Below are 12482 nucleotides of genomic sequence, written 5' to 3'. Positions count from 1 at the left end.
GTACACATCTGGTCAGCGATACCGCATCCATAACAATAGTAATTGGTCTCGGGGATGTACTGCCGAAAAGAAGCCGAACATGCGATTCCCGGAGAATTACTTTTTCGAGTTACAAAAAGAAAGACAGCACAGAACTCGTAGGGCGAGTCCTTTGCTGCCTTTTTCTGAATAGTATGAATAAATTAGTGCGACAGAGCCGCTTGATTAATAAGTAAGAGCCACATTGTTAACGAAATAGAGCCATGCTCATAACGTAGAGAGCCACCTCAGATCGAGGTGGCTCTCTACGTTGTAATATTGAACTATTAGCGTAATCGACCAACAACCACGAAGGGCTGAAGGGCCTTCGTGACTAGCCTTATCCCCAATCGGTTGGAGTTCACTTTTTTAACCGCAACCCGTTCAGTAGACCGAGGAATTGCTTTTTGGACGCCGCCTCTTTGTCATGCTTTGAAAATTCCAGTACGTAAATAATTTTGTCTTGTATCGGGATGACTGCGAAATAGACGTCATGTGTGCCGGTTAGGCCGGAGGCGGCTGTACCGTTGTCAGCGTCGAGCGTATATAGCTTGCCGCTTCCGATGGGAGTATCGATCGCTTCTTCATTTGTAAGTTCGCTATGGTTGGGCTGATAAAATTTGAAGTCAAAATCGTCAACATACGGGTACGTGACAACTCCACCGAGATTGACTCCGTTCTCGTCGGTGATGGATGCGCCAAAGCGGTCTCCGGTACTCAAGTTCCATCCCTTCGGCAAGGGCAGTTCCAGATTGGAGACATCGTATTCTGAGTCTGTAATCGGTTGACCGAATCTCGATTCACTGACGAATTCTCTTCCGTTCCACACAAAGGATTGTATGACGTCTTTTCCGATACTGTTGTCATAATACGTGCATGAAAAACCCAATTTGTTTTTAGCCAACTTGGTGGAGTAACGCCCAGTACCGCTCATTAATATTTCCTGATGCCCTTTAATAGGCAACTCTTCGATTCGTCCAGACTTATCAAGCGTAAACAGCTTAAATATACCGCCGTTGCTCGATGCATATTGACCAATTGTAAAGTCAATATTCCCATCCCCGTTGTAATCATCGAAATCGATGTCAAAGAACGAGTTGAACACCATTTCGTCATTAAAATAACTATTTAAATCGACGGCACTTTTCACATCGCCGTTTTCATTGGAAAGCTGGATTTGGAATTCTCCCTCCCAATTGCGTCCCATTAAAGGCCCTGGGGACCAGTCTTCGAAATACTTTCCGTTAGTAAGTACCACACTCAAGTATTCTTGCTTTTTTGTAATCTGGAATAGATCGTTCCTTGACAAAGTGAGCGGTCCCGTTACAAGGATTGTGTTGGATGCGGCTGTGCGCGAAGGTTGGATTGGACTTGCGGTTGCCGTGTATAAAGGAGTCGGTGAATTCGTGATGTTTGTTGGTGCCTCGGAGCACGCAGTTAATAGCAACACGGGTACCATTGCATAAAACAATTTTTTCATATTACATTATGCTCCTTTAAATAAGTTTCCTCTGCAATTACCGTTTAGCTTAATCCCCGTTTGGCTCTGTATAATAACATAATGATTCTACTTTTTATTGACACAGTGGCTCTGACCCATTAACCAAACGGTACTGTTACATCGAAATATGGCAAGCCGAAATATTCATAGTAGTCGGGACACCGGACAGATAATTCACAACGAAAGCAGAAAGAGCAAGCTCTTTTCCTTCTATAATTGTACACCCCAAAATAAAGCGACGGATTGGACATAAAGGAAAACTGTTCCTTTAATCCCCGAGATGGGGAAGTTTTTGGACACCTGACCGGCAGTCGATTTATGCGTCCAAATAACAGGCAACAGCATACCATTAAGAGCGGAACCCCATTTTAGCCGTGAAACGGCTTGTAAGCGATCAAACCCCGATCACAGAAGGACGAGTACAAGAAAATCGATTTGTGAGCCTCGTAGAGCGGATTTTTATGAGTTAACAAATTACGGAAAATAAAAGCTCAGAGAGGGAGTCCTAAACTGTCAATTTTCTGAAATCATTTACAGCGAATACGAAAACTGCATGTAATCGTCCAAGGATTGTATCTCTTTACCGGAGCTTTTATCCGCCCCGAATTTACCATCATCCCAAGAAGCCATTCTGTTCGGGATAAACGTTGTTCCGTCGAAAAGGAATCGGACTTTCATGTTAAAAATACTCCGGCCTTCATTCCTTGCACTTAACTCCGCCGTAATTGCTAGTTCCTTCTGTGCTTCATCTAATTCGAAATGTCCGAAAGAGATCAAGTCAATTGGATACACGGTATTAGGCATACCGCCTGTGGTACTTACTTCATGTGTCAGACGATGCTCGCTATCGATAAACTTTCCTGATCCATCAGAAGCAATCTGAAGCGACAGAGTGCCATGCAGGATAGAATTATATTTTTCCGGTGAAAAAACACGTTCCCAACGATTGCTGGTTCTCTTTAGAATGATAGCATCTTCATCCAAATTTACTTTCAGAAGCTGGCTTCCTCTAAAAGTAATGGCTTCAACAAAACCGTTCTGATAGTAGCCAGAGCTTCCTTTATGGTCTTGATCAAAGAGGATGACCGGCTCTCCATCAATAATCAGTTCGACTTTCTCATAGTTTGGTTTTGTACCCGGATCATAGTAATAAACAAGGCTGACATTGAGTTTTTGGTTGCTGCCTATCTCGACTTTATTGTCAAACAACACTTTCCCGTTGATTGGTGAAGGTTTATCTTGACCGACATAAATGGTTTGCCCCTTCTGGATATATCCGATATGAAGCAACTGCAATAACTCCAAAGGCTGAATATTGATACCGCCTCCATGATGAGTGAAAGGCTGTGTCTCCATCTTCACTTCATGGTCGTTCTGAAAAACGTGATAAGTTGCGTTAGCCCCTTCAGCGAATTTCAAATACTTTAAGCTTTCTTTATGACTCGTATCCAACCTAAAGGTGACCTCATTATCCTTGCTTCCAATTCTGAACTCGTATGGTATCACGAAATCCTTATATTGTTCCGGCTTCTCAATTTCCTGAACAGGAATCCCGAACGCTTTGGACACATCAAGCAATGACCAACCAAATCCGTTATCTCTCAGTTCCTTGTGTAGCATGCCTTCATAAACGAATCCCTCGTACTCATCACCCGGAACGGTTTTGATATAAGAAAGGGCTCGTTTCACGTCAGGGGTTTGCGCAGACTGTTGTATCTGAGTTGTTGGCTTTTGGAATCCTGACTTATCTTCGCATCCGAACAAAAAAGGTATTACAGTGAAAAATATGATGAATCGTTTTTTGCTCATCAGGAAACCTCCGATCTATTGCATATCCATAACCAATAGACGAAAGCGATAAATTATAAGTTGCGTATAAGCGGTTTGGGCAGAGAAGAAAACTGTTCTTCTAACCCCCGAGATGGGGAAGTTCTTGAACACCTAACCGACAGACGATCTATTCGAACCGAATGAAAGGCAAAAGCAAACCATTGAGAGCGGGTGACCCAATTTAGCCGTGAAAGAACTTGTAAGCGATCAAACCCCGATAGCGGGAGGTGAGAGAACCATAAAATCGATTTGTGAGCCTCGTAGAGCGGATTCTTACGAGTTAGCCCAAGAAGGCAACGTCGAGAATCGGGAAAGGGAGTTCTTTACTGCCGTTTTGTGGTAGACTTTATATAGAAGCCTTTTGATTATGTTACGGGGGATACTACGATGGAGTTTAAGTTAGAGGAAGTCCATAGGTTCCTGAGTGATGACGAACTGATCAATGACTTAAAGAGAGTTGCCGTAGTACTGAATAAAACAAAAATTACTCTTGAAGAATACAACGCTAACGGAAAGTATCATGGCACTACTCTGACAAGACGATTCGGGTCATGGTTTACCTGTCTTGAACTGGCAGGGCTGCAACCGACACGTAGTCCGATAAACATCTCGGAAGAAGAGTTGTTCGATAATTTAAGATCGGTATGGACTGTTCTCGGCAGACAGCCGCGCTATGATGATCTTTCTCCTTCAATATCGAAATATTCAGTAAGTACATATGAAAAACGATTCGGCAGTTGGAATAATGCCTTGAGAGCTTTTGTTGAACATGCGAATAACATGAATGAGTCATAAACCGAAATAACAAGCAACCTTTTTATCTCTTTGAAAATGAAAGGCAGTGCCAGAACTCAGATCGTGAGAGTCCTGTACTGCCTTTCTTCCTATTTATGTAGGCGATATCCTGGAACTACACTGCTGGTCTAAGTTCTGTGACCAATTGTATTGCCGGGCTTATATTATTTGGGTTTAAGTCGAAATGATGATAGTACGGTTTCCATCACATTTTCGTCTATTTTTTCGCTGTTAAAATAAAAGCCGTATGAACGCCCATTTTCCTTAACGGATACATACCAGCGGGTTTCCTTGTACTTCCATTCGGCTTCCTTATCAGCAGCCGGTTTCGTGTGGGTCAACTGAATCTTATAGATGTGAACATCCATATTCTTAATTGCTAATAAGTCGTTGCGTTCTTTGAAATCTGTCTGTTCAGCATGATTAGGCTTGAAGTTTTTCCATGTTTCAGAATCAAACCATCCTAAAATCTCGGTTTCACCTATTTGTTCCCCATTTTTTTGGAATGAGAAAGCGTCTTTACCACTCCCCTTTTCCACATGCCAGCTGTTCGGAATTGCAAAAGTAAACGTGGACGCTTCAACTGTTTGATACCCATCGGGTAAAGAGAACGGCGCTTGAGTTACAGGTGGGTTTTCGTTTTTCGTTGGCTGGTCAACAACTTTATCGATAGTAGGTGTATTTGATGCTGGTGCCGGTGTTTGGATTTCTCCCCCCTTTTCACGACCACAAGCAGTAACGATCATCGCTAGAATAAAGACAGCCATTATCGATTTGAATATATAGCTCATGAGTATTCTCCATTTTTGTAATAAATTTGTATAGCGTTGCGGAACAAAAAGGGAAACATACCAAAGGTAAACCCCTGTTATGTTTCCAGATAATTATTCGTTTTATGATATAATGTCATCAGAGTCTATTGCACCACAAATTCCGAATAGCCGATTTTTTGAAGAATGAATGATATGTGCCACCTTAGGTCACCGATCCAATAGTAAGAATTTAAGTATTGAACTCTTATACGCTGCCCTCAATGATACTAATCACATGCTGAGCAAACTCCTCTGACAGCCTGATTTTGTCTGCTCCGAATTGCAAAGCTCCGAGTGTCCTTCCTCCTACATAAGTAATGGGCAGCTTGGAATCAAAAGAAGCCTGAATACTCGAGATCGTATTTTCGAATTTATACCAAGCTTGGCTATACTTCGGGCAGAGGTTCCTAGCCTTTACTTCCCAAGGCCATCTGTAATTCTCGTTCCATATGTACGGTTCGCTTATCACCTCGAAATACCCCAATAGTTTTGTCGAGCCAACCCCATAACAGATTAGAATATCTCCAACCCGTACTGAATTCGGGCGTCGTTTCGAGAAATGCATGGCCTCAATATCACTCGATAATTTCCTGGAAGGCTCGAAAGGTTCATCTGAGAAGCCAACCGGCTTTATGAAATAACGAACGTCCGACTTGGTTTCGATAACCTTATGCTTGATATAGCTATTTACTTCCAGATTGATCTTAGGAGCGACCGGTTCTCCCGAGTTCTTAGTGTAACTGTCGATTTTAACAATAATGTTGTGAAGCTCCTCATTCGTAAGAGCGTGACTGCTGACTTTACTGATATCGGCAATGATTTGCTTTAACGCTGCCGAGTCATCTATCTGAACACCCCACTCATGGTTGTGGCTTAACCCCCGATCCGTGAAATTCGCTGATGTAATGATACCCCTGATCGGGCTGCCATCTTTACTGGCGATATAGATTTTACCGTGTAGTTTGTTGTCAACGTGTACTCTATACGCAATCGAGCGAGTGAGACAATTTACTGAAAACGAGTAGAGGGAGTTGGCCTTTTTGAACAGGTCGGGATCATTGTCCCGTAAGGTTGTGATTAAGACGATACGCTTAACTCCAGAGGGAGCGATGATCTCATCGAAGAATACATCGAATGATTCCATCAGGAACGGACTGATAATGTGCAATTCGTCGGCGTCCTTGACCAAGTTCTTTATATCGTTGAAATGACTGGAGTCAATATTATTTAGAATCTTCATTCTGAAACCTCACTTGAATTGGATTCCGATCTCAGGCCACTAGAGACCTTCTTCATATTTTGACAAGACTCAACTATCCTTGTTTGTTGAGTTTTGACCAAAAAGAAGGCCGTCACGTGAAGCGTACTATTGGCGTATCCGGTTAGAGTTCAAAGACTAATATTCATTACTATACTACAAAACCCAAAACGCCAGAATTTCGCCTAATCCTGCAAGAGTAAACATCAATCCACCAATACGAGTCGACCATACATATAAGTCAGATGGCTCTGTTGCATCGCTAGATTTCCAACTTTCCGTAATTGACCAGATTATCGAAGGTTTAAACAACATAAATAGTCCCAATATTAAAAGAAGAACCCCCACAACCCCCAAAACGTTCATCCCCCAATCAGCATTTTACCTTCATACGTTTGGCGATGGAAAAAGTTGCATAAACATAAATTGCTTCCACGTTATGCGACCGAAACTTCAATAAAAAATCGACTTCCCTTGACTGTTAAAACAAGTCGAATTAGGAGCCTTCAGCTATTTGCAAAAAATCACCATTGGTTTGAGAAAGATGAATGGATCCTAGATCGGGAAACCACGTCAACTCTCTGGTCGATACACCGGCTGCAATGAACTCGATGCCCAGTTCGCGGAGATACTCCAAGACTCTGGTCAAGGCAGTTACGATCTCGGCCTGATTCTGCTGGTGGGGGAACCGCCGCGATAAAATGATGAACCGGGGTTTCGCCGTTTGCATTAACAACGGTAACGCTTGGAGTCCTTGGCCGATTTTCCGAATCGGCATTTCCTTCAATGAGTTCAGACTGGTCGGTTCGTAGTAATACATGCTTAACCAAACTGATCGATATACGATGGTAATTTCAAAGAAAAGTGGCCGCGGCGCAGATGCAGAACCCCGGTGAAGCCACTCGCTGGTGCTAAGAATTAATGGAGCCTCGCCACCGTAGGACTCGACGGCAAGGCGCTTGTAGTACAAATCCAATTGATTCTGGACTTCGTTGAGTCTGGATGTGGGGAAGTGCTTAATGAGGGTTGAATCTTCAAGGGTTAAGGTCGCTTCGTTCGCAATAATATCGCTGTGCCGATTTGTAACTGGAGAAAAAGTCAGGTCAATGCCGAGCATATCGAAATTGTATGTGTTCATGGCAGAACCCCCGTATCCCATGAAAAGCTGGACAGGATGCGGAACGCTGATTGCCGGTTCAAGAACCCCGCAGGAGGAAGGACGGGATTCCATGAACGGTCAGCGATACCGCATCCATGCTAAAGGTATTTAAAGTCGAATGAAAACTGTCTAAAGGAAGTCGTACATGGTTAACAAAAATACGAATTGTGCGAGTTAGAAATAGAAAGCCAGTATGAAACTCGAATAACGAGTCTTGTACTGGCTTTTTTCTAAGATATTTTGATCCAAATATGAGGTTGACAGCCATCACGCGCCGCCGCACCTCGCGCGGAGAACTGCGCGAGGTGCCGAAGTAATGCTCCACGGGAAAGGCGAGTAACGCAACTATCGTAGCCGTTAGTTGAAAACAGGCAATCACAGAAATCGGAAGGTGTTATAATAGGGTTTCACTTGAGCGATTCTACCATATATATTGCTAGAAAGAGATTGATTAGGTTACGAGGTCAAGTAACTTCAGGCTGAAAGGTCGAACCCTCAGCCTGAAGTTAAAAAATCATAAAGTTCAAGTTGCACGGCTAAAACCGATCCAGTGTGATCATAGTCTTGCATTCGATGCAACTCTGCGTTCGGGATGAGAGACGCTAGATATTCCGCGTGGCGTATCGGTACAATGTGATCGGCTTCGCTATGCCAGAACGCAACAGGAACTTGAATTTTTTGCAGCGGGATGTCCCATGGTTGCCCAAAAATCACATAATCATCTATCATCCCTTCTACTTGCCGAGCAGCTTCGATAGCGAATTGTTTAAAAACGGGAACCAGGTCATCCGAAATTAATTCTCTATCCAATTTTGGAAGGTTAGAGATATAATACGCCGTGAAGCGGTCTGGGTCAGCATTGACCATATTTGCTAACTGTGTTATGTATGCACGGGTGAATTCAGGACCCTGAAGACAAGTCTTTTCTTCATTAGAGAGACCTTCTTGTCCAAGGATATCGATAGGACCTAATCCACAAATAACGGCAATTTTTCGAACACGAGTCGGCATCCTATACGCACAGGCAAGAGCAAAAGGACCACCTCCAGAAATACCTACAATAGAAAAACGTTCAACACCAAGTTCGTCAGCCAAAGCTTCTATATCCTGGCACCAATCTTCAAGTGTTCTTCCTTCTTTTGCATCCGACAACCCGTACCCAGGTCGTTCCGGTACGATGATTCGCAAAGGAACTGGACCTTCCTTTGCAATAGACTCTAGTCGGGTGGCGTAGATTTGAAAGCGAGCTCCCGGCGTTCCATGAAATACGAAGACCACTTCACCATCACTTTGACCATACTCTGCAAAGCCAAGTTTTCTACCGTCAGACAACATTACGGTACAATCACTCATGTACTCAACCTCCATTTCAATTTAATAATTTGTATTCTATAAAAGTAATTACAGAACCTTCATACTTCTTCAAAATAACTCCCGTTACTTCAATGAACCAAAAGAGGAGCTGCCTGAAGCAAGCTCCTCCATTATCCTGCTCGTTAGTTCAGCAAGAAAAAGTAACTCGGCGGGGATGGCGCAACTCCGCTTTGTTCGAAATAAATCCACGTAAGCTACGCTCGGTTTTTTGCTTATACATTTGACCTTTTTGACTATCGAATGGTAAATTGTGTATACTATTCGTATCTTGTTAGTTTTGGGAGGTAGCCCTTGGGGATACACCAACCAACTTAGCGAAAATTATAAATGCGGGAGGGATGCTTATGCAGACACTGTGGAGTATGTTCGAAGGTATCAACGTTGGAATCCCACCGTTCGTAGTACGCATCAAGAAGCCAGACCTTTCAAAATTCGCTAAGGTATCTCCCAATGCTAATAAGAAGGTGCCGAATTTGGACAGCCGCTGAAACATGGCGGCTGATTTGTCATGGGGTCAAGAAGGGAGGTCTTCTTTTGACGAAGAAAAGGCATCACTTCGTTCCCGAATTTCATCTTGCTTTGTTCACTAAGGATGGAACTAAGGAAAGCAAATTGTGGGTTTTTGACCAATTAAACGGGAAACAATGGGACGCTATTCCGGGGGTGGCAACACCTGAGAGGTTTGAATCGATAAAGCAAAGAATGAAAGCAGATGGAGTTGAATTCGACAATAACGTTTCGTATGAAGACCTGAGGAAGTTCATCTTCGAGGAAAAGTATACGATTTCTTTCGACAACAATACAAATATCAATAATTTGTTAACTGCTATCGATGTCCTCATTCCTCTGCTAGGTGCTAGAAACTGGACTGTTGCCTATGCACCGCCCGAGGTTGGTGATTTCATCTGCTCAGATAATCCAGTGAGCCTTCATTGGATAACACAAAAAGAACGAGGGTTTTGGTCATCTCCTGGTCATGGTCTCATGGAGACAGAAGTCAGTGTCCCTCTGAGTAGTCGGATCATGCTACTAGGTCGATTTGAGGAACTTCCACCAAATGTCGTTATTTCGTCAAAGCGAAACTTAGCCATTTTAAATAGTTACACTGGAATGTACGCTGACCGATTTATCTACTCCAGAGAGAATGATTTCTTATGGTTCAAAAGAGACAACAGTGTAGGCAACGTGGCTGACTTAAAACGGTTGATACTTGAAAAGAGTGAATCGTAATGAGGAAGTCTTTGCGGCATAGACATCACTTGTTGGTTTTACCAGCTCTGGCTATTCATGAAGAAGAAGACGAGCTGCCGGAGAAATTCTCGGAGACTGGGTAGAGCGGTCAGAGAGGGCATTGCGGATAGAGCGGGCAGACTGGTCAAAGCATCACAAGCATAACCTCTCCTTCCTTCAGATCGGAATCGCCTCTGTGTTCTGGATTAACTGTTCCGCTCAACATTGTCGACTTTGCTGTTTACGCTCTTGATTGTCATCGTCTTGTCCTGTACTTTATGTATCCTATCTCTGTGTTCAACTCCAGACGAAATTTTTAACATCCATTGAAGCGATATTATTCTCAATCAGTATGAAAAATTTCTTCGTTGGCCGTGAACCTAAGAAAAGAAGGTGCCGTTTATTACCCCGGCACCTCTTCGATCAACTATACAAATTTTACGGCTAACCTCACGCGGGTCGAAGTGAGATGGGGGAGGAACGTTCAAACTGCAAAAAATATTCCGAACCCCCGTGGGATTACAGCAATTTGTTCAATACTCGTCGGGAAGCATGAACGTGTAATATTGAACCTTACCATCATTACCGTAAACCGCCCACACTGTTTCAGAAAAAAGTGGCTTGTCCACAGTCACCAGATGATTATCATTGCCGTCAGTAACAACGGTTTTACCATCAGCCTTCCGAAAGACAATAAAATGCTCATGATCTTCAAATAGCCTGTTAATGATCGAAATGACTAAACCCCAATCCGAACAGCCGATTCGTTTCACCCCAACGGTCATGACCTTCATTAACCGCATGATTACTTACCTCCACAAACGCAATTATGCGCCGCTCTTACGTGAAATCCAAGTATATTGACATAAATACAATGTGCTGATTTTAGGATCTCTTGCCCTTTACTTGTTCCGCCGCGGCGCAATTGTATCCTCATTTTCACCACCAACTTCAATATCCAGTTCGGGGAACGTAGCTCCAACTTTAATAGCCGCGATTGCCAGTGGCCGTTTACTCATCCCGTTTTGCTCATACCCTTCGCGGATTGTATTGTAGTAGGAAAGGGAAGGCGGCTCAATCGGCCTTGTGTCAGGATTCATGATGTAGACCATGACTCGAACCTCAGCCGATTCCTTTAATTCGCCAATTTGATCATCGTCTTCGTACAATGACTCAATCCGGGCGGTCAGGATTTCTTTACGGTAAAGACCGATATGTACCCCTTCATATCGATCCAGTCGGACTTCATCAGCTTCCGAGATTCGCCAGATTACAACCGGCACGCGTTGTCCGGGTGCTTCCGTAATGTTGGCGTAATAACGGAACTCCAAAACAAAGTCTTCAATATAACCGTGGCCGACTACTTGACTCTCGGGACAACGAACCGACATCCCGATCAGATTCATATTGCTTCCGTAAGCGGCATACAGCTTTGATTTTTGCACATTGTTCACCCTTTCGTTGGAATTGGTCTTCTAACTTAACTCACTTGCCCACTCAATCCAAGCGCCTTCTCGTTATTCTGCTATTTCCGCCAGCGTCTGTGCTGCCGGATCTCGCCACGCGGAATTTCCTTCGAGATGCTTTAACAGATGATGGCGCATGGTCTTGAACTCGTCGGAGATCGCACCCATCCTCAGCAACCAAACGCGAAACGCATATTTGTCATTCCCGTTATGCGCGGCGGTGACTCGATTGGTCGCCCGATGCTGATTTAACGCCTGAGCGACGATCAGTAAGCTGAACTGAACATAGCTCTTGACTTCTCCCGCATGGAGAGAACCATTGAATAGGCGGAACTCTACGGTTTTGAATCTTCCTGAAAGAAGGTTATGGAGATTCAATAAGCAGTAACGGCTATCGTGATATCGATGATCAATTGGCGATTCCGAGTTGACAGACGCATACCATACATTCCCGAATCCATCGAAAGTTGTCGGCTTCTTCTTATTTAACTGCCGGATGAAACCGTTAGAAAGCGGCTGACAGAACCGATTCTGTCGACTCGAATGACACTGTACGGCTTTGTACATCAAGTGTTGTTTGGCATACACGATGTTGCATAATACCCGCAGACTTTGCGGAGTAAAACGTTCGGCTCCGACATGCACATGGATGCCTGTGCTGCTGTTCGTTCCAGCCCCGGCGCGGCGAAGCTCGCGCACAACATTTTGCAATGTGGGGATGTCTTCATAGTCTAGCCTGGGCGAAACCAGCTCGCATTTGTAATCGTCCGTCGCAATTTGCACCCGATTATTCTCTAACCGATGCGGTGTTACGGAGCCGTCTCGCACGACTCGCCAAATCCGATTCTGACGATCTTTGACCTCGTAATTATCGAACCCCCAACCTCCAATCTGCGTTGCAACTGTTCCAAAGTACTTTGCTATGACTTCCGCTGCCTTCGACCGATTGATTCTTGTAAATTCAATTTCAATACCAAACTTAAGTTCTCTGCAATCAACCAACCCCTTCTGAGCCTCCCAACCAACGCAAATTTCCCCA

12 protein-coding genes are annotated in these 12482 nt (G+C 43.9%); 2 read left to right on the top strand and 10 right to left on the bottom strand.

Annotated elements, in window-relative coordinates; genetic code table 11:
* Positions 1 to 379 precede the first annotated feature (379 nt).
* Together SD70_RS19385 and SD70_RS19380 are read right to left on the bottom strand one after the other, a co-directional pair.
* Positions 380 to 1498 carry a hypothetical protein gene (locus tag SD70_RS19385; RefSeq protein WP_041049175.1) on the bottom strand — a complete coding sequence of 373 codons (1119 nt, stop codon included), beginning with the start codon at positions 1496 to 1498 and terminating at the stop codon, positions 380 to 382.
* A gap of 552 nt (positions 1499 to 2050) precedes the next feature.
* On the bottom strand, positions 2051 to 3328 hold the full coding sequence (locus SD70_RS19380; RefSeq protein WP_041049174.1) for a hypothetical protein: 1278 nt from the start codon (positions 3326 to 3328) through the stop codon (positions 2051 to 2053).
* A 408-nt stretch (positions 3329 to 3736) separates the two neighbouring features.
* On the opposite strand from SD70_RS19380, the gene SD70_RS19375 reads away from it, so the two are divergent.
* On the top strand, positions 3737 to 4144 hold the full coding sequence (locus SD70_RS19375) for a homing endonuclease associated repeat-containing protein (protein ID WP_052487643.1): 408 nt from the start codon (positions 3737 to 3739) through the stop codon (positions 4142 to 4144).
* Between the two features lie 164 nt (positions 4145 to 4308).
* Here the strand turns inward: SD70_RS19375 and SD70_RS19370 are convergent, their stop codons facing one another.
* The 5 genes from SD70_RS19370 to SD70_RS19355 all read right to left on the bottom strand — a co-directional run bounded on the left by SD70_RS19370 (position 4309) and on the right by SD70_RS19355 (position 8726).
* Positions 4309 to 4935 carry a hypothetical protein gene (locus SD70_RS19370; RefSeq protein ID WP_041049173.1) on the bottom strand — a complete coding sequence of 209 codons (627 nt, stop codon included), beginning with the start codon at positions 4933 to 4935 and terminating at the stop codon, positions 4309 to 4311.
* A gap of 226 nt (positions 4936 to 5161) precedes the next feature.
* Positions 5162 to 6196 carry a restriction endonuclease PLD domain-containing protein gene (locus tag SD70_RS19365; RefSeq protein WP_041049172.1) on the bottom strand — a complete coding sequence of 345 codons (1035 nt, stop codon included), beginning with the start codon at positions 6194 to 6196 and terminating at the stop codon, positions 5162 to 5164.
* Positions 6197 to 6370: 174 nt separating this feature from the next.
* Positions 6371 to 6580, bottom strand: coding sequence for a DUF6199 family natural product biosynthesis protein (locus SD70_RS39875; protein ID WP_331436818.1), 210 nt, complete (start codon positions 6578 to 6580; stop codon positions 6371 to 6373).
* A gap of 130 nt (positions 6581 to 6710) precedes the next feature.
* Positions 6711 to 7352 (bottom strand): hypothetical protein, encoded by a 642-nt coding sequence (locus SD70_RS19360; protein ID WP_041049171.1) that lies wholly within the window; start codon positions 7350 to 7352, stop codon positions 6711 to 6713.
* Between the two features lie 516 nt (positions 7353 to 7868).
* Positions 7869 to 8726 (bottom strand): alpha/beta fold hydrolase, encoded by an 858-nt coding sequence (locus SD70_RS19355; RefSeq protein WP_041049170.1) that lies wholly within the window; start codon positions 8724 to 8726, stop codon positions 7869 to 7871.
* A gap of 555 nt (positions 8727 to 9281) precedes the next feature.
* Here SD70_RS19355 and SD70_RS19350 point away from each other — a divergent pair.
* Positions 9282 to 9977 carry a DUF4238 domain-containing protein gene (locus SD70_RS19350; RefSeq protein ID WP_041049169.1) on the top strand — a complete coding sequence of 232 codons (696 nt, stop codon included), beginning with the start codon at positions 9282 to 9284 and terminating at the stop codon, positions 9975 to 9977.
* 533 nt (positions 9978 to 10510) lie between these two features.
* Here SD70_RS19350 and SD70_RS19345 read toward each other — a convergent pair.
* The 3 genes from SD70_RS19345 to SD70_RS19335 all read right to left on the bottom strand — a co-directional run bounded on the left by SD70_RS19345 (position 10511) and on the right by SD70_RS19335 (position 12445).
* A complete protein-coding gene (locus SD70_RS19345) occupies positions 10511 to 10780 on the bottom strand; it encodes a hypothetical protein (RefSeq protein ID WP_041049168.1) in 270 nt (89 codons plus the stop codon).
* A 99-nt stretch (positions 10781 to 10879) separates the two neighbouring features.
* A complete protein-coding gene (locus SD70_RS19340; protein ID WP_052487642.1) occupies positions 10880 to 11422 on the bottom strand; it encodes a gamma-glutamylcyclotransferase family protein in 543 nt (180 codons plus the stop codon).
* 72 nt (positions 11423 to 11494) lie between these two features.
* Entirely contained in the window at positions 11495 to 12445 is a 951-nt protein-coding gene (locus tag SD70_RS19335) for an amidoligase family protein (protein ID WP_041049167.1), read from the bottom strand.
* Positions 12446 to 12482: the final 37 nt, after the last annotated feature.

This window comes from Gordoniibacillus kamchatkensis (genome assembly GCF_000829455.1).
GTDB classification, from domain to species: Bacteria; Bacillota; Bacilli; order Paenibacillales; family NBRC-103111; genus Gordoniibacillus; species Gordoniibacillus kamchatkensis.
Note: the sequence above shows the minus strand (reverse complement) of the source record. Positions and strands in the feature narration are given on the sequence as shown.